Genomic DNA, 17,660 nt, shown 5'->3' on the forward strand with positions numbered 1-17,660 from the left:
ACCATCGTTCCAGACACGAAACACACTCGGCACAGCGGTTTCACGGACTGAACAACACCGGGCAAAGGGTGGAACACCAGTCCGCATCACGCGTCCGCAGGCGCTGTGGCCTGGACGATCACCGGCCTTCGTGTGGCCGGTGAGCCCCCTCCCAGGCACTTTCTGTTCGACGCCCGGCCCAGGAACACGTACACTCTCACCTCGTTGGCCTTCAGCGGCCCGTGCTCAGCCGGTGCACACCAAGCATCCGGCCGGATGCGGTACGTTGGGGGACGCACAAAGGGTCGTAGCTCAATTGGTAGAGCACTGGTCTCCAAAACCAGCGGTTGGGGGTTCAAGTCCCTCCGGCCCTGCTACACACACCTTCGCCAGGATGTGTGCGCATGTACGTACAGCAATGCACCGCCGTGCGGCTCAGACCGGGCGCGGCACGGCCACGACCCGGAATCAGGTGAGGACGAGTGACGGACGCCGTGGGCTCCATCGACATGCCTGATGCCCAGGAGCAGAAGCCTCGCAAGGGCGGCAAGCGGGCCAAGAAGGGCCCTCTGAAGCGTCTCGCGCTCTTCTACCGCCAGATCATCGCGGAACTCCGCAAGGTCGTCTGGCCCACGCGCAACCAGCTGACGTCGTACACGATCGCCGTGATCATCTTCGTGGTCGTGATGATCGGTCTGATCACGCTGATCGACTATGGCCTCAGCAACGCCGCCAAGTACGTCTTCGGCTGATCCCCGAGCGAAGAGCGCCGAGGTACCCGGCGCTCCTTTCGCATGTTCCACCCCTATGTATCCAGGAAGAAGCAGCCACCGTGTCTGACCCGAACGTGAACGACGCCGTCGAGCCTCATGGCGAAGGGGCCGAGTCCGCCGAGGAGGCGCTCGCCGCCGTCGAGGGCGCGGACGTCGAGGACACCGAGGCCTCCGCCGAGGCCGAGGCTGCCGGCACCACCGACGCCGAGGTCGCGGACGACGAGTCCGCCGAGGCCGCGGAAGAGGCAGAGGCCGAGCCGGAGGACGACCGCGACCCGGTCGAGAAGCTCCGCGAGGAACTGCGGACGCTCCCCGGCGAGTGGTACGTCATCCACACCTACGCGGGCTACGAGAACCGCGTGAAGACCAACCTCGAGCAGCGCGCCGTCTCGCTCAACGTCGAGGACTACATCTTCCAGGCCGAGGTGCCGCAGGAAGAGGTCGTCCAGATCAAGAACGGCGACCGCAAGACGATCAAGCAGAACAAGCTCCCGGGCTACGTCCTGGTCCGCATGGACCTGACGAACGAGTCCTGGGGCGTCGTCCGCAACACCCCGGGTGTCACCGGCTTCGTGGGCAACGCCTACGACCCGTACCCGCTGACGCTGGACGAGATCGTCAAGATGCTCGCCCCGGAAGCCGAGGAGAAGGCCGCCCGCGAGGCCGCCGAGGCCGAGGGCAAGCCGGCTCCGCAGCGCAAGGTCGAGGTCCAGGTGCTGGACTTCGAGGTCGGCGACTCGGTCACCGTCACCGACGGCCCGTTCGCCACGCTGCAGGCGACCATCAACGAGATCAACCCCGACTCCAAGAAGGTCAAGGGCCTGGTGGAGATCTTCGGCCGCGAGACGCCGGTCGAGCTCTCCTTCGACCAGATCCAGAAGAACTAGCCTTCTGGACCGGCTGATTCACAGCTTCCGCGCAGGTCAGGCGAACGCTCGCGCGTTTGTCTGACCTGCGCGGTTTTTGGCCGCGCATCCATACCCGTTATCGTTGTGCGGTATGCCTGCGTCCTGGAGCTTTTCCGGGACCCGGGCAGGACCCGAATTCGAAAGGACCCGGAGAGCCATGCCTCCCAAGAAGAAGAAGGTCACGGGGCTCATCAAGCTCCAGATCCAGGCCGGTGCCGCGAACCCGGCCCCGCCGGTCGGCCCCGCGCTGGGTCAGCACGGCGTGAACATCATGGAGTTCTGCAAGGCCTACAACGCCGCGACCGAGTCGCAGCGCGGTTGGGTCATCCCGGTGGAGATCACGGTCTACGAGGACCGTTCCTTCACCTTCATCACGAAGACCCCGCCGGCCGCGAAGATGATCCTCAAGGCCGCGGGCGTGGAGAAGGGCTCCGGCGAGCCGCACAAGACCAAGGTCGCGAAGATCACGCGCGACCAGGTCCGTGAGATCGCCACCACCAAGATGCCCGACCTCAACGCCAACGACCTGGACGCCGCCGAGAAGATCATCGCCGGCACCGCCCGTTCCATGGGCGTCACGGTCGAGGGCTGACCTCCACCCCCCCGTAAGCCAACGCAGTAGTGGCAGGGCCTGCTCGGCCCGGACCACGACTCCTCGAACGCACAGGAGCTTTCAGTGAGCAAGCGCAGCAAGTCTCTCCGCGCTGCGGACGCCAAGATCGACCGGGAGAAGCAGTACGCCCCGCTCGAGGCCGTCCGTCTCGCCAAGGAGACGTCCACGACCAAGTTCGACGGCACCGTCGAGGTCGCCTTCCGTCTGGGTGTCGACCCGCGCAAGGCCGACCAGATGGTCCGTGGCACCGTGAACCTCCCGCACGGCACCGGTAAGACCGCCCGGGTCCTGGTCTTCGCGACCGGTGACCGTGCCGAGGCAGCGCGTGCCGCGGGCGCCGACATCGTCGGCGCCGACGAGCTGATCGACGAGGTGTCGAAGGGCCGTCTGGACTTCGACGCCGTCGTCGCCACCCCGGACCTCATGGGCAAGGTCGGCCGCCTCGGCCGCGTGCTCGGTCCCCGTGGTCTGATGCCGAACCCGAAGACCGGCACTGTGACCCCGGACGTCGTCAAGGCTGTCAACGACATCAAGGGCGGCAAGATCGAGTTCCGTGTCGACAAGCACGCGAACCTGCACTTCATCATCGGCAAGACGTCGTTCGACGACACCAAGCTGGTGGAGAACTACGGCGCGGCCCTGGAGGAGATCCTCCGTCTGAAGCCGTCCGCCGCCAAGGGCCGCTACATCAAGAAGGCCGCCCTCAGCACCACGATGGGCCCGGGCATCCCGCTCGACCCGAACCGCACCCGCAACCTCCTCGTCGAGGAGGACCCGGCCGCCGTCTGAGCCGGGTGAGCCGGCCGACGGCCGGACTCGCGCACGCGTGACAGAACCCGTCCTCGCGCCCAACTCGGGCGCGGGGGCGGGTTTTTTCGTACGTCTGTGTCGGTGCGGTGGGTTACCGTGCACAGGAATCACACACGCAGCACAGCGAGACAGCAGGGGTGGGGAATCCGATGGTCATGGCCGCATGGAAGCGCGCGGGTGTCTGTCTGACGGCCGCGGCGGTCGTCGTGGGCCTGGCGGGGTGCCAGGACGGCGACGACGGGGGCAGCAAGAAGGCCGGCGCCTCCGCCAAGGCGCAGACGCGGGAGGAGGCGGCAGAGGTGCTCCAGGCCGCCTTCAAGAAGACCTCGGAGGCGAAGTCCTCCAAGATCCGGATGACCGTGCAGACGTCCGGGACCGCCGCGGAGAGCGGCACCGTGGAGATGTCCGGGGTGCAGGGGTGGGACCCGGCGGTCATGGACGTCACCATGAAGGGCTCCGGATTCGCCGCCGCCGGCCCCGGGACGCCCGAGCAGATGCGCATGATCATGCTCGACGGCGTCATGTACGTGGACATGGGCACGGAGCAGGCCGCGGAGATGGACGGCAAGCGCTGGATGAAGATGGACTTCAAGGCCCTCGCCGACGCGTCGGGCGACCCGGAGGTCCAGAAGCAGATGACCGGCGGCCTGGAGAACATGAACCAGGACCCGGCGCAGCAGCTCGCCCTGCTGCTGGAGTCGCCGAGCCTGAAGCACGTGGGCCCCGAGAAGGTCGACGGCGTGGAGGCACAGCACTACAAGGGCACGCTCAGCTTCAAGGAGATGATCGACGCCAACACCTCCTTCGACCTGCTCTCGAAGGAGGAGCGGGACGAGCTCGTCGCCACGGCCGAGAAGTCGGGCATGAAGGGCTTCGACACCGAGATCTGGGTCAACGAGGACGACCTCCCGGTCAAGATGGTCGTCGGCATGACCATGGCGCAGGGCACGATGAAGATGACCTCCCACTTCTCGGACTACGGGGCCAAGGCCGAGGTCGAGGCCCCGCCGGCCGGTGAGACCTTCGACTTCGTGCAGATGCTCAAGGACCTCGAGTCGCTGGGCGCCGGCTCGGCCGCCTAGCTTCCCGACGGGGGCTCCCGAACGCTTCACACCCGGCGCCGGGAGCCCCCGATCGGCCGATTTGCCTGACGCCGATCCGGTCACGTACTCTTCCGAGGAAGCCAAAGACCGCTGGTCGTTGCCGTGCGCTCGTAAGAGGGTGCGGTGGCCGAAGGATCCGCTGAACTGCGGACGACCCGCGCAGGTGACAGTGGAAGAGTTCCCGGAGAGCCGCCGCCGCGAGGCGGGGAGATCCGGTCGAGCTTCGCCCCGTGCGCCTGCGCCCGGGGCGTTTCGTTTTCCCCAGTCCTCCTTCGGGTCCGCGCGGTCCGAATCACCCGGAAGGAGGCCGAGGCTCTATGGCGAGGCCCGACAAGGCTGCCGCGGTTGCCGAGCTGACGGACAAGTTCCGCAGCTCCAACGCCGCCGTGCTGACCGAGTACCGCGGTCTCACCGTGGCGCAGCTCAAGACGCTGCGTCGTTCGCTCGGTGAGAACGCCCAGTACGCCGTGGTGAAGAACACGCTGACCAAGATTGCGGCCAACGAGGCCGGGATCACGCTCGACGACCAGCTCTTCGCTGGCCCGACGGCGGTCGCCTTCGTCACCGGTGACCCGGTGGAGTCGGCGAAGGGTCTTCGTGACTTCGCCAAGGAGAACCCGAATCTCGTCATCAAGGGCGGTGTCCTTGACGGCAAGGCGATGTCCGCCGACGAGATCAAGAAGCTCGCGGACCTCGAGTCCCGCGAGGTGCTGCTCTCCAAGCTGGCCGGTGCCTTCAAGGCGAAGCAGTCCCAGGCTGCCTCCGTCTTCCAGGCGCTGCCGTCGAAGCTCGTCCGCACCGTGGACGCGCTCCGTGCCAAGCAGGACGAGCAGGGCGGTGCCGAGTAATTCGGCTCGCTTTCCGGTCCTCGCCGCATGAGGTGAGGACCGATGCGGGCCCGAGTAACGCCCGCCTCACCCAGTACACCCGGCACCTGCCGATTTAGTGGAAGGACCGCCATCATGGCGAAGCTCAGCCAGGAAGACCTGCTCGCGCAGTTCGAGGAGATGACCCTCATCGAGCTCTCCGAGTTCGTGAAGGCCTTCGAGGAGAAGTTCGACGTCACCGCCGCCGCGGCCGCCCCGGTCGTCGTCGCCGGTGGTGCCGCCGGTGGCGCCGCCGCCGAGGCCGCCGAGGAGAAGGACGAGTTCGACGTCGTCCTCACCGGCGCCGGCGAGAAGAAGATCCAGGTCATCAAGGTCGTGCGCGAGCTGACCTCCCTGGGTCTGAAGGAGGCCAAGGACCTCGTCGACGGCACCCCGAAGCCGGTCCTCGAGAAGGTCAACAAGGAAGCCGCCGACAAGGCCAAGGAGGCCCTCGAGGGCGCCGGCGCCTCCGTCGAGGTCAAGTAAGACCTTCCGGGTCCGCAGGGATCCGTCACGCGCCTCGAGAGGCGTGTAACGCCAAAGTGCCGAGGAGCGATCATCCATCCGGGTGGTCGCTCTTCGGCGTACCGGGGGGTCGGCGGCGGCTGCCTTGCACCCGGGACGGCGGGGGGTATGGTGATCTTCGTTGTGCCTCCGAGGGGCCGCGGAGATGAGCCGGACGGCGGCGGTTCGGGCAAGGGGGGCCTTGACGAACCGCACGCAGCGCGCAATTCTCAGGACGCGTCGTCACAAGGATCCGAATCCGAGGCATGGATCGACGGCAAAGAGGGCAGTATCACCGTGCGTTGAGGGCAGCGCCTTGCCGCAGGAGTTGATGACAACGAGGGCCTCCAACCGGTCTCGTACACCGCACTGGACATCAGTGTGCCAAGTGGCTACACTGACCCTTTGCGCTGCCTGTTAGCTGTCCCCTGCCCGTCACCAGGGGCATGCCCTCACTCGAGCATGGACGACCGGATCACTTCCGACCTGGAATGTCCGTCTCTGCGCCCAGTGGGGGGCCGGCACGCGCGTAGTGAGTCCGAGCCCTCGGAAGGACCCCCTCTTGGCCGCCTCGCGCAACGCCTCGACCGCGAATACGAACAACGGCGCCAGCACCGCCCCGCTGCGCATCTCCTTTGCAAAGATCAAGGAGCCCCTCGAGGTTCCGAACCTTCTCGCGCTGCAGACCGAGAGCTTTGACTGGCTGCTCGGCAACGACGCGTGGAAGGCTCGCGTCGAGGAGGCTCTCGAGAACGGGCACGACGTCCCCACCAAGTCCGGTCTGGAGGAGATCTTCGAAGAGATCTCCCCGATCGAGGACTTCTCCGGGTCGATGTCGCTGACCTTCCGCGACCACCGCTTCGAGCCGCCGAAGAACTCCATCGACGAGTGCAAGGAGCGCGACTTCACGTACGCCGCCCCGCTCTTCGTCACGGCCGAGTTCACCAACAACGAGACCGGCGAGATCAAGTCCCAGACCGTCTTCATGGGCGACTTCCCGCTCATGACGAACAAGGGCACCTTCGTCATCAACGGCACCGAGCGTGTCGTGGTGTCCCAGCTGGTGCGCTCGCCCGGCGTCTACTTCGACTCCTCCATCGACAAGACGTCCGACAAGGACATCTTCTCCGCCAAGATCATCCCGTCCCGGGGCGCCTGGCTGGAGATGGAGATCGACAAGCGCGACATGGTCGGTGTGCGCATCGACCGCAAGCGCAAGCAGTCCGTCACCGTCCTCCTGAAGGCGCTCGGCTGGACCACCGAGCAGATCCTCGAGGAGTTCGGCGAGTACGAGTCCATGCGCGCCACCCTGGAGAAGGACCACACCCAGGGCCAGGACGACGCGCTGCTCGACATCTACCGCAAGCTGCGTCCGGGCGAGCCCCCCACGCGTGAGGCCGCGCAGACGCTGCTCGAGAACCTCTACTTCAACCCCAAGCGCTACGACCTCGCCAAGGTCGGCCGCTACAAGGTGAACAAGAAGCTCGGCGGGGACGAGCCGCTGGACGCCGGCGTGCTCACCACCGACGACATCATCGCCACCATCAAGTACCTGGTGAAGCTGCACGCCGGTGAGACCGAGACGGTCGGCGAGTCGGGCCGCTCGATCATCGTCGAGACCGACGACATCGACCACTTCGGCAACCGCCGCATCCGCAACGTCGGCGAGCTGATCCAGAACCAGGTCCGTACGGGTCTCGCCCGTATGGAGCGCGTCGTGCGCGAGCGCATGACCACCCAGGACGTCGAGGCGATCACGCCGCAGACCCTGATCAACATCCGGCCGGTCGTCGCCTCCATCAAGGAGTTCTTCGGCACCAGCCAGCTGTCCCAGTTCATGGACCAGAACAACCCGCTGTCGGGGCTGACGCACAAGCGTCGTCTGAACGCCCTCGGCCCGGGTGGCCTCTCCCGTGAGCGGGCCGGCTTCGAGGTCCGTGACGTGCACCCCTCGCACTACGGCCGCATGTGCCCGATCGAGACGCCCGAAGGCCCGAACATCGGTCTGATCGGTTCGCTCGCCTCCTACGGGCGGATCAACCCGTTCGGCTTCATCGAGACGCCGTACCGCAAGGTCGTCGACGGCCAGGTCACCGACGAGGTCGACTACCTGACCGCCGACGAGGAGGACCGCTTCGTCATCGCCCAGGCCAACGCGCCGCTCGGCGACGACATGCGCTTCGTCGAGAACCGCATCCTGGTCCGCCGCCGCGGCGGCGAGGTCGACTACGTCCCCGGCGACGAGGTCGACTACATGGACGTCTCGCCGCGCCAGATGGTGTCGGTCGCGACCGCCATGATCCCGTTCCTCGAGCACGACGACGCCAACCGTGCCCTCATGGGCGCGAACATGATGCGTCAGGCCGTGCCGCTGATCAAGTCCGAGTCCCCGCTCGTCGGCACCGGCATGGAGTACCGCTCCGCCGTCGACGCCGGCGACGTGGTCAAGGCGGAGAAGGCGGGTGTGGTCCAGGAGGTCTCCGCGGACTACATCACCACGGCCAACGACGACGGCACGTACATCACGTACCGCCTGGCCAAGTTCTCCCGCTCCAACCAGGGCACCTCGGTCAACCAGAAGGTCATCGTCGCCGAGGGCGACCGGATCATCGAGGGCCAGGTCCTCGCCGACGGTCCGGCCACCCAGAACGGCGAGATGGCGCTCGGCAAGAACCTGCTCGTGGCGTTCATGCCGTGGGAGGGTCACAACTACGAGGACGCGATCATCCTGTCGCAGCGCCTCGTGCAGGACGACGTCCTCTCCTCGATCCACATCGAGGAGCACGAGGTCGACGCCCGTGACACCAAGCTCGGCCCCGAGGAGATCACCCGGGACATCCCGAACGTCTCCGAGGAGGTCCTCGCCGACCTCGACGAGCGCGGCATCATCCGCATCGGCGCCGAGGTCATCGCCGGCGACATCCTCGTCGGCAAGGTGACCCCGAAGGGTGAGACCGAGCTGACCCCCGAGGAGCGCCTGCTGCGCGCGATCTTCGGTGAGAAGGCCCGTGAGGTCCGTGACACCTCGCTGAAGGTGCCGCACGGCGAGACCGGCAAGGTCATCGGCGTCCGCGTCTTCGACCGCGAGGAGGGCGACGAGCTTCCCCCCGGTGTGAACCAGCTGGTGCGCGTCTACGTCGCGCAGAAGCGCAAGATCACCGACGGTGACAAGCTCGCCGGCCGCCACGGCAACAAGGGCGTCATCTCCAAGATCCTGCCCATCGAGGACATGCCGTTCCTCGAGGACGGGACCCCGGTCGACATCATCCTCAACCCGCTCGGTGTGCCGTCCCGAATGAACCCGGGACAGGTTCTGGAGATCCACCTCGGCTGGCTCGCCAGCCAGGGCTGGGACGTCTCCGGCCTCGCCGACGAGTGGGCGCAGCGCCTGCAGGCGATCGGCGCGGACCGCGTGGAGCCCCGTACCAACGTGGCCACCCCGGTCTTCGACGGCGCCCGCGAGGACGAGCTCGCCGGTCTGCTGGAGCACACCGTCCCGAACCGCGACGGCGACCGCATGGTCCTGCCGTCCGGCAAGGCGCGGCTGTTCGACGGCCGCTCGGGTGAGCCGTTCCCGGACCCGATCTCGGTCGGCTACATGTACATCCTGAAGCTGCACCACCTGGTCGACGACAAGCTGCACGCCCGCTCGACCGGTCCGTACTCCATGATCACCCAGCAGCCGCTGGGCGGTAAGGCTCAGTTCGGTGGCCAGCGGTTCGGCGAGATGGAGGTGTGGGCACTCGAGGCGTACGGCGCCGCCTACGCGCTCCAGGAGCTGCTGACCATCAAGTCCGACGACGTCACCGGCCGCGTGAAGGTCTACGAGGCCATCGTCAAGGGCGAGAACATCCCCGAGCCCGGCATCCCCGAGTCCTTCAAGGTGCTCATCAAGGAGATGCAGTCCCTGTGCCTGAACGTGGAGGTGCTGTCCAGCGACGGTATGTCCATCGAGATGCGCGACACCGACGAGGACGTCTTCCGCGCTGCGGAGGAGCTCGGCATCGACCTGTCCCGGCGCGAGCCGAGCAGCGTCGAAGAGGTCTGACGGGAGTGGGGCGGCCCGGTGAACCCCTGGCCGCCCGCCCCAGGACCCCCGTATCAGACCCAAAGACTTACGACCCTGAGAGGGATTGACGCATAGTGCTCGACGTCAACTTCTTCGACGAGCTCCGGATCGGCCTGGCCACCGCTGACGACATCCGTCAGTGGAGCCACGGCGAGGTCAAGAAGCCCGAGACGATCAACTACCGCACGCTCAAGCCGGAAAAGGACGGGCTCTTCTGCGAGAAGATCTTCGGTCCCACCCGGGACTGGGAGTGCTACTGCGGCAAGTACAAGCGTGTCCGCTTCAAGGGCATCATCTGCGAGCGCTGCGGCGTCGAGGTCACCCGTGCCAAGGTGCGCCGTGAGCGGATGGGCCACATCGAGCTCGCCGCGCCCGTCACGCACATCTGGTACTTCAAGGGTGTCCCGAGCCGGCTGGGCTACCTGCTCGACCTGGCCCCGAAGGACCTCGAGAAGGTCATCTACTTCGCCGCGTACATGATCACGTACGTGGACGAGGAGCGCCGCACCCGCGACCTGCCGTCGCTGGAGGCCCACGTCTCCGTCGAGCGTCAGCAGATCGAGAACCGCCGGGACGCCGACCTGGAGGCCCGCGCCAAGAAGCTCGAGACCGACCTGGCCGAGCTGGAGGCCGAGGGCGCCAAGGCCGACGTGCGCCGCAAGGTGCGCGAGGGCGCCGAGCGTGAGATGAAGCAGCTGCGCGACCGCGCGCAGCGTGAGATCGACCGCCTCGACGAGGTGTGGAACCGGTTCAAGAACCTCAAGGTCCAGGACCTCGAGGGCGACGAGCTGCTCTACCGCGAGCTGCGTGACCGCTTCGGCACGTACTTCGACGGCTCGATGGGCGCCGCGGCGCTGCAGAAGCGCCTGGAGTCCTTCGACCTCGACGAGGAGGCCGAGAAGCTCCGCGAGATCATCCGCACCGGCAAGGGTCAGAAGAAGACCCGCGCCCTGAAGCGGCTGAAGGTCGTCTCCGCGTTCCTGCAGACCTCCAACAGCCCCAAGGGCATGGTCCTGGACTGCGTCCCGGTCATCCCGCCGGACCTGCGTCCGATGGTGCAGCTGGACGGTGGCCGCTTCGCGACCTCCGACCTGAACGACCTGTACCGCCGCGTCATCAACCGCAACAACCGCCTGAAGCGGCTTCTCGACCTCGGCGCGCCCGAGATCATCGTGAACAACGAGAAGCGCATGCTCCAGGAGGCCGTGGACGCGCTGTTCGACAACGGCCGTCGTGGCCGTCCGGTCACCGGTCCGGGCAACCGCCCGCTGAAGTCCCTCAGCGACATGCTGAAGGGCAAGCAGGGCCGCTTCCGTCAGAACCTGCTCGGTAAGCGAGTCGACTACTCGGCGCGTTCCGTCATCGTCGTCGGCCCGCAGCTGAAGCTGCACCAGTGCGGTCTGCCCAAGGCCATGGCGCTGGAGCTCTTCAAGCCGTTCGTGATGAAGCGCCTGGTCGACCTGAACCACGCGCAGAACATCAAGTCGGCCAAGCGCATGGTCGAGCGCGGCCGCACGGTCGTGTACGACGTGCTGGAAGAGGTCATCGCGGAGCACCCGGTCCTGCTGAACCGTGCGCCCACGCTGCACCGCCTCGGCATCCAGGCCTTCGAGCCGCAGCTGGTCGAGGGCAAGGCCATCCAGATCCACCCGCTCGTCTGCACCGCGTTCAACGCGGACTTCGACGGTGACCAGATGGCCGTGCACCTGCCGCTCTCCGCGGAGGCGCAGGCCGAGGCCCGCATCCTGATGCTGTCCTCGAACAACATCCTCAAGCCGGCCGACGGCCGCCCGGTGACGATGCCGACCCAGGACATGGTCCTCGGTCTGTTCTTCCTCACCACCGACGGCGAGATGCGTGACCTCAAGGGCGAGGGCCGTTCCTTCGCCTCGGTCGCGGAGGCGATCATGGCCTTCGACGCGGGCGAGCTCTCGCTCCAGTCGAAGATCGACATCCGCTTCCCGGTCGGCACCATCCCGCCGCGCGGCTGGACCCCGCCGGTGGGCGAGGACGGCGAGACCGAGGGCGGCGCGGAGTGGCAGCAGGGGGACCCGTTCCGCCTGACCACCACCCTGGGCCGGGCGCTCTTCAACGAGCTGCTGCCCGAGGACTACCCGTTCGTCGACTACGAGGTCGGCAAGAAGCAGCTCTCCGAGATCGTCAACGACCTCGCCGAGCGCTACCCGAAGGTCATCGTGGCGGCGACGCTCGACAACCTGAAGGCGGCCGGCTTCTACTGGGCGACCCGTTCCGGCGTCACCGTGGCCATCTCCGACGTCGTCGTTCCCGAGGCGAAGAAGGAGATCGTCAAGGGCTACGAGGCGCAGGACGAGAAGGTCCAGAAGCAGTACGAGCGCGGTCTGATCACCAAGGACGAGCGCACGCAGGAGCTCATCAACATCTGGACCAAGGCGACCAACGAGGTCGCCGAGGCGATGAACGACAACTTCCCGAAGACCAACCCGATCTTCATGATGGTGAACTCGGGTGCACGAGGCAACATGATGCAGATGCGTCAGATTGCCGGTATGCGTGGTCTGGTGTCGAACGCGAAGAACGAGACCATCCCGCGTCCGATCAAGGCGTCGTTCCGTGAGGGCCTGTCCGTGCTGGAGTACTTCATCTCCACGCACGGTGCCCGTAAGGGTCTGGCGGACACCGCTCTGCGTACCGCCGACTCGGGTTACCTCACCCGTCGTCTGGTCGACGTCTCCCAGGACGTCATCATCCGCGAGGAGGACTGCGGCACCGACCGCGGTCTGCGTCTCAAGATCGCGAGCCGGGACGCGGACGGAGTGCTCCGCAAGGAGGGCGACGTCGAGACGTCCGTGTACGCGCGCTGCCTCGCCGAGGACATCGTCGTCGACGGGCAGGTGCTGGCCCCGGCCGGCACCGACCTGGGCGACGTCCTCATCGAGGAGCTCGTCCAGCGCGGCGTCGAGGAGGTCAAGACCCGCTCGGTCCTGACCTGCGAGTCCGCCGTCGGCACCTGCGCGATGTGCTACGGCCGTTCGCTGGCCACGGGCAAGCTGGTCGACATCGGTGAGGCGGTCGGCATCATCGCCGCCCAGTCCATCGGTGAGCCCGGCACCCAGCTGACGATGCGTACCTTCCACACCGGTGGTGTGGCCGGTGACGACATCACCCAGGGTCTGCCGCGTGTCGTCGAGCTCTTCGAGGCCCGTACCCCGAAGGGTGTCGCCCCGATCTCCGAGGCCTCCGGCCGCGTGCGGATCGAGGAGACGGAGAAGACGAAGAAGCTCGTCGTCACCCCGGACGACGGCAGCGACGAGACGGCGTACCCGATCTCGAAGCGCGCCAAGGTCCTGGTCTCCGAGGGCGAGCACGTCGAGGTGGGCCAGCAGCTCACCGTGGGTGCCACCAACCCGCACGACGTGCTGCGCATCCTGGGTCAGCGTGCCGTCCAGGTCCACCTGGTCGGCGAGGTCCAGAAGGTCTACAACTCGCAGGGCGTGTCGATCCACGACAAGCACATCGAGATCATCATCCGGCAGATGCTGCGCCGCGTGACGATCATCGAGTCCGGCGACGCCGAGCTGCTGCCCGGCGAGCTGGTCGAGCGGTCGAAGTTCGAGACCGAGAACCGTCGTGTGGTCCAGGAGGGCGGTCACCCGGCCTCCGGCCGGCCGCAGCTCATGGGTATCACCAAGGCCTCGCTGGCCACGGAGTCCTGGCTGTCGGCGGCGTCCTTCCAGGAGACGACGCGAGTCCTCACGGACGCGGCGATCAACGCCAAGTCCGACTCGCTCATCGGCCTCAAGGAGAACGTCATCATCGGTAAGCTCATCCCGGCCGGTACGGGTCTGTCCCGCTACCGCAACATCCGGGTCGAGCCGACCGAGGAGGCCAAGGCCGCGATGTACTCGGCCGTCGGCTACGACGACATCGACTACTCGCCGTTCGGCACCGGCTCCGGCCAGGCCGTTCCGCTGGAGGACTACGACTACGGTCCGTACAACCAGTAAGCGAGTCGCCTGAACCGAAGGGCGGTCACTCCGTACGGGGTGACCGCCCTTCGGCGTGTGCGCCCGCGGGCGCGTTCGTGGAACCGCACGCCCGTGCGCTGCGTTCCAGTGGGTGAAACGCTCATACTGGGACTGTCCGTCCCGGCCCTGGGGAGGCAGCCGTGTCGTATCCGACTCCGTGGCAGGGTCCCTCGCTGCCGGGGCCCGGCGCACCGTCGATGCTGGCCTCCCACGCGGACCGCGAGCGCGCGGTGGACGTGCTGCGCGCGGGGTACGGGGAGGGCCGCCTGGACCACCCGGAGTTCGAGAAGCGGGTGGCGCGCGCCTACTCGGCCCGGACCGTGGGGGAGCTGTCCCTCCTGGTGGCCGACCTGCCGCAGGGCCCTGCGCCCCAGCCGATGACACCCCACGGCCCGGTCCCGCCGGCCTTCCTGCCCCGCCCGCAGCCCCGCACCAACGGCAAGGCGCTGGCGTCCATGGTGTGCGGGGTGCTGTGCGTGGCCACCGGCGGCCTCACCGGCCTCCCGGCCGTGATCCTCGGGCACATGGCCCAGTCGGAGATACGCCGCACCGGCGAGGCGGGCGACGGCATGGCCCTGACGGGGCTGGTGCTGGGATGGCTGTCGGTGGCGGGGTGGCTGGTCTTCCTGGGGCTGTTCGGGCTGCTGGCGGTGTCGGCGACGTCGGGCTGAGCCGCCTCGGCCTCAGCGTGCCGGCTGGAGGTACTCCTGAAGGTGGTACAGCCGGGTGTGGTAGTCCGGGTGCGAGGACAGCAGCCTGCTCGCGGCCGTTTCCTTAGGCTGCGCGCCGCCGCCCTGCCCGGCCGCGGCGAGCCGCTCCTGCTCCTGCTCCTGCTGGTGCAGCTTCTCCAGCACGGCAGCCAGCATCGGCGCGAATCCGAGCGCCGCCGCGTGCCGGTCGGCCCGCAGTTCGGAGCGGCGGCCGACGGCGGCGAGGGCGTACGGCATGCCCAGGAGCAGCAGCGGCAGGCCGTACAGGGTGCTGATGGTGGCGAAGGCGATGCCGCCGACGCAGAGGCTGAAGAAGGCCACGCCGATGCAGGAGAACGCCCGCGACACATGGAACAGGAAGCCGGTGACGGCACGCAGCAGTCGCCAGGCGATCCGGCCGGGCAGCGCGTACCAGTGGCCGAGCAGCCCGGACCAGGCGTGCCCGCCGACGTGGTGGCCCAGCTCGTGGGCCATGACGGCGGCCAGCTCGCCGTTGGGCAACCGGTTCAGGGCGAAGCTGGTCACGCCCACGATGTGGCCGGCCGCGGCGACCGCGTTGAGGCTGTCGCTGTCCTCGACCCACAGCTCGTAGGCGCGGCCCTCGACGCCGGCGCGGGCGGTGACCTCGCGCCAGACCGGTTCGAGTGTGGCCCGTTCCTGCGGAGTGGGGTAGCGCAGACGGAGCAGATGGCGCGCGAGGGCGCTTTCGGTGGGCCGGTGGAACACGAGTGCGCCGCTGGCCAGCCAGGCGAGTATCACCAGCAGGCCGAGATCACCGAGGACCAACGAGACCAGGGCGACGACGACCAGGCTGCACAGGAAGTTCGGCAGATGCAGGAGCAGGTTGCCGAAGGCGGTGGCGTCGGTGTGCCGCTGCCGGCTGGAGACGTGGACGCGCCCGCGGTGGGCGGTGTCGATGTGATGCGGGTGGAGCGGGGAGCCGGGCGGCGGGACGGCGGAGGCCTGCGGGTACGGGGGCGGCGGGGCCGCAGCCGCGTGAGGGTACGGAGGCTGGGGCTGAGGGGTTGAGGGGTGGTGCGGGGCAGGGCCGGCCCCGGGGTACTGCGGGGGCTGCGGGCCCGTCGGGTACGCGGGCGGCTGTGCGGCGGCCGTGGGGTACTGCGGGGGCTGCGGGTACGGCGGTTCCTGCGGCGGGATGTGCGGCTGCAGCGGCCCGGGTACGGGCGGGCGGGCCGACGGAACCTGGGCCGCATCAAGGTGCGCGGGCCCGCCCGTCGGCTCGGGGTACTCCGGCGGGATCGACGGTGGCTGGGTCATGGTGCTTCCTTCAGTTGACGTGCGGGGGCGGCCGCTTGCGTGGGTCAGCCGATCAGCAGGGAGGCCGGCAGCAGGAGCGTGCCGGTGCAGAAGGTGATCAGGCCGGCGCGGATCCACTGGTGCTTGCGCCAGGCGATCCGGCTCGTCTCGGTGAGCGCCGTCGTCAGGGCGGCCAGGGGGTCGGCCTCGGTGTCGGCGAGCGCGGTGTCCAGCCGGCCCGCCTCCACGGCCCGCCGAATGTCGCCGAAGTACGACAAGGGCTGCCCCGGCGCCCAGCTCCCGCTGCGGTAGCGGGGCAGGACGGCGAGGAGCAGCGCCGGCAGGGACAGGGCGAGGGCCAGGGTCCCGGCCCACCACACCACGGCCCCGACGACGGACAGCGCGTCCGGTGACCAGTCCCGCCCGGCGAGCAGCCCGCTGAACATGCCCGCGGTGATGCCGAGCGCGGCGACCAGGACGGCCGCCTTGCTGTCGGCGCGGGCGATCTCGGTCCGCAGGTCCGCGAGCAGGCGTTCGCACACCTGGGCGCGGGCGGGGGAAGGGGGCGCGGGGGAGGCGGCGTCCGGTGCGACGGCCGTCATGACTCCGGCTCCCTCTCCGTGGGCGCTGTCGGGTCGGGTGTGGCGGGCGGTTGGGGCGGAGGCGCGGTCGGCGTGGTGCCGTAGCCCGGGGGCGGCTGCCAGGCCGGAGTCGTCGGGGGCGGCGGGTACGCCCCGCCCGTGGGCGCGGGTGATGCCGGCGGGGTGTACGGGCCGGGCGGCGGCGTCTGAGGTGGGCCGGGCGGCGGGGTGTACGCCGCGCCGGACGACGGGGGGAAGGCCGTGGGCGGAGGCGGAGGTGCGTACGGGGTGTCGGGTGCACCGGGCGATGCGGGAGGTGCCGTGGGCGGGGTGCCGTCCGTCCCGGCCTCGTCCGGCGACGGCAGCAGCGGCGGGTTCTGCGGTACCCCGGGCAACCGCTGGTTGAGGATGTCGCTGACGGTGCGCAGCGCGAGCTGCTTGGGCCCCTCCAGCTCGAACTTCTCCGCGCTCTCCCCGCCCAGCAGCTCCTTCACCAGTTCCATCTGTGCCTGGATCATGCGGAGCTGGTCCTCGCGCAGGCTGCTCATCACCAGGCGCGAGTCCTCCGGGTGCTGCGCCAGGTGCAGTGCCCAGGCCTGCACCCCGCCCTGCGAGAGATGCCACTGATAGAACTCGATCTTCTTGGCCTCGATCTGCTGCATCTCCAGCATCTGCTCCCCCTGGAGCATCGCCTGTTCGTGCTGCCATCGGTGCTGCTGCATGGCCAGCTCCTGCAGCTGACGGCCGTATTCCAGGGACCGCGCGGACTGGAGCGCGTCCTGCTGCCGTTGGCGTTCGTCCATCGCGACGTCGACCCGCATGCCCTCCTGCGCCGCGTGGACCTGCTCCTGCGCCGAGTGGCCGATCTGCTGGATCCTCCGCTGGTGGTCGATGTTCGCCTGGTCCCGGCGCAGCCGGAGCGTCCACGTCACCTGGAGCCCCGCGGGCGCGCCCAGCGGACCGACGACGGTGACGGCGTTCAGCAGTTCCCGCTCGGCCCGCGCGCTGTCCTCGACGGCGAAGCGGCGGGTCACCGGGCGGGCCGCCTGCTGGAGTTCGCCGACGAGCAGCGCGGGCACGTCCCGGACGCCGCAGGCCACGAACCGCGCCGGGTCCAGCACCTGCCAGGTGACGTCCACCTCGGCGGTGAACTCGAAGGCGTCGTTGTCGCTGGGCAGGGTGAGCGTCTCGGTGAACGGGTGGACGCCCATGTCCACCTCGTACACGGCGGTGTAGCGGCGGGCGGCGATCTCACCGCGGCTGGGCCGGGCCGGCGGCGGATAGGCCTCGTAACCGCCCTTCGGGGTGGAGAAGACCAGGGCGTGGTCGATGCGGACCACGTGCTTCAGGGACAGCTCGAAGCGGGACAGCTGTCTGACGGTGAGCACCGGGTCGATCAGCCGGGTGTGCCGGTCGGCAGGCTGCTGCCACTCGGGCGGACGGTGGAAGGAAGGCATGGGGCGGATGTCTTTCGTCGGTG

At 68.4% G+C, this 17,660-nt stretch carries 13 protein-coding genes and 1 tRNA gene; 11 read left to right on the plus strand and 3 right to left on the minus strand.

What is annotated here, in order from left to right:
- Positions 1 to 280: 280 nt before the first annotated feature.
- From MTR79_RS03020 to MTR79_RS03070, 11 genes are all read left to right on the plus strand, one after another.
- Positions 281 to 353, plus strand: a tRNA-Trp gene (locus MTR79_RS03020).
- A gap of 108 nt (positions 354 to 461) precedes the next feature.
- Positions 462 to 731 carry a preprotein translocase subunit SecE gene (gene secE, locus MTR79_RS03025; protein WP_086704420.1) on the plus strand — a complete coding sequence of 90 codons (270 nt, stop codon included), beginning with the start codon at positions 462 to 464 and terminating at the stop codon, positions 729 to 731.
- Between the two features lie 80 nt (positions 732 to 811).
- Complete coding sequence (nusG, locus tag MTR79_RS03030; RefSeq protein WP_086704422.1) at positions 812 to 1,639, plus strand: transcription termination/antitermination protein NusG; 828 nt, start codon at positions 812 to 814, stop codon at positions 1,637 to 1,639.
- A 178-nt stretch (positions 1,640 to 1,817) separates the two neighbouring features.
- Positions 1,818 to 2,252, plus strand: coding sequence for a 50S ribosomal protein L11 (gene rplK / locus MTR79_RS03035; protein WP_006130605.1), 435 nt, complete (start codon positions 1,818 to 1,820; stop codon positions 2,250 to 2,252).
- Between the two features lie 84 nt (positions 2,253 to 2,336).
- Positions 2,337 to 3,062, plus strand: coding sequence for a 50S ribosomal protein L1 (gene rplA / locus MTR79_RS03040; protein ID WP_048458073.1), 726 nt, complete (start codon positions 2,337 to 2,339; stop codon positions 3,060 to 3,062).
- 170 nt (positions 3,063 to 3,232) lie between these two features.
- A complete protein-coding gene (locus tag MTR79_RS03045) occupies positions 3,233 to 4,165 on the plus strand; it encodes a hypothetical protein (RefSeq protein ID WP_086704423.1) in 933 nt (310 codons plus the stop codon).
- Positions 4,166 to 4,503: 338 nt separating this feature from the next.
- The gene (rplJ, locus tag MTR79_RS03050; RefSeq protein WP_024883173.1) at positions 4,504 to 5,034 is read left to right on the plus strand and encodes a 50S ribosomal protein L10; all 531 of its coding nucleotides are present in this window, start codon (positions 4,504 to 4,506) and stop codon (positions 5,032 to 5,034) included.
- Between the two features lie 114 nt (positions 5,035 to 5,148).
- Complete coding sequence (gene rplL / locus MTR79_RS03055; protein ID WP_086704425.1) at positions 5,149 to 5,538, plus strand: 50S ribosomal protein L7/L12; 390 nt, start codon at positions 5,149 to 5,151, stop codon at positions 5,536 to 5,538.
- Positions 5,539 to 6,118: 580 nt separating this feature from the next.
- A complete protein-coding gene (gene rpoB, locus MTR79_RS03060) occupies positions 6,119 to 9,604 on the plus strand; it encodes a DNA-directed RNA polymerase subunit beta (protein ID WP_048458070.1) in 3,486 nt (1,161 codons plus the stop codon).
- Between the two features lie 95 nt (positions 9,605 to 9,699).
- The gene (locus MTR79_RS03065; protein ID WP_086704426.1) at positions 9,700 to 13,611 is read left to right on the plus strand and encodes a DNA-directed RNA polymerase subunit beta'; all 3,912 of its coding nucleotides are present in this window, start codon (positions 9,700 to 9,702) and stop codon (positions 13,609 to 13,611) included.
- Positions 13,612 to 13,772: 161 nt separating this feature from the next.
- Positions 13,773 to 14,303, plus strand: a complete 531-nt coding sequence (locus MTR79_RS03070; RefSeq protein ID WP_189366648.1) for a DUF1707 and DUF4190 domain-containing protein — start codon at positions 13,773 to 13,775, stop codon at positions 14,301 to 14,303.
- Between the two features lie 12 nt (positions 14,304 to 14,315).
- Here MTR79_RS03070 and MTR79_RS03075 read toward each other — a convergent pair whose 3' ends face one another.
- From MTR79_RS03075 to MTR79_RS03085, 3 genes are read right to left on the minus strand one after another with little or no spacing between them, the layout of a single operon-like run.
- Positions 14,316 to 15,620: a M48 family metalloprotease gene (locus MTR79_RS03075; protein WP_244789079.1), complete on the minus strand. Its 1,305-nt coding sequence runs from the start codon at positions 15,618 to 15,620 to the stop codon at positions 14,316 to 14,318.
- Between the two features lie 44 nt (positions 15,621 to 15,664).
- Positions 15,665 to 16,201, minus strand: a complete 537-nt coding sequence (locus MTR79_RS03080) for a Pycsar system effector family protein (protein ID WP_244789081.1) — start codon at positions 16,199 to 16,201, stop codon at positions 15,665 to 15,667.
- Entirely contained in the window at positions 16,198 to 17,637 is a 1,440-nt protein-coding gene (locus MTR79_RS03085) for a hypothetical protein (protein ID WP_244793376.1), read from the minus strand. The genes MTR79_RS03080 and MTR79_RS03085 overlap by 4 nt, the downstream gene beginning before the upstream one ends.
- Positions 17,638 to 17,660 lie beyond the last annotated feature (23 nt).

Origin of the sequence: Streptomyces sp. BJ20 (assembly GCF_022869105.1) — a bacterium.
In the GTDB taxonomy this organism is placed as follows: Bacteria; Actinomycetota; Actinomycetes; order Streptomycetales; family Streptomycetaceae; genus Streptomyces; species Streptomyces griseoincarnatus.

Excerpts from the sequence above, each read along its gene's own strand:
- rplK (WP_006130605.1), top strand. The coding sequence starts at position 1,818 with ATGCCTCCCAAGAAGAAGAAGGTCACGGGGCTCATCAAGCTCCAGATC.
- MTR79_RS03045 (WP_086704423.1), top strand. The coding sequence starts at position 3,233 with ATGGTCATGGCCGCATGGAAGCGCGCGGGTGTCTGTCTGACGGCCGCG.
- rplJ (WP_024883173.1), top strand. The coding sequence starts at position 4,504 with ATGGCGAGGCCCGACAAGGCTGCCGCGGTTGCCGAGCTGACGGACAAG.
- rplL (WP_086704425.1), top strand. The coding sequence starts at position 5,149 with ATGGCGAAGCTCAGCCAGGAAGACCTGCTCGCGCAGTTCGAGGAGATG.
- MTR79_RS03075 (WP_244789079.1), bottom strand. The coding sequence starts at position 15,620 with ATGACCCAGCCACCGTCGATCCCGCCGGAGTACCCCGAGCCGACGGGC.
- MTR79_RS03080 (WP_244789081.1), bottom strand. The coding sequence starts at position 16,201 with ATGACGGCCGTCGCACCGGACGCCGCCTCCCCCGCGCCCCCTTCCCCC.
- MTR79_RS03085 (WP_244793376.1), bottom strand. The coding sequence starts at position 17,637 with ATGCCTTCCTTCCACCGTCCGCCCGAGTGGCAGCAGCCTGCCGACCGG.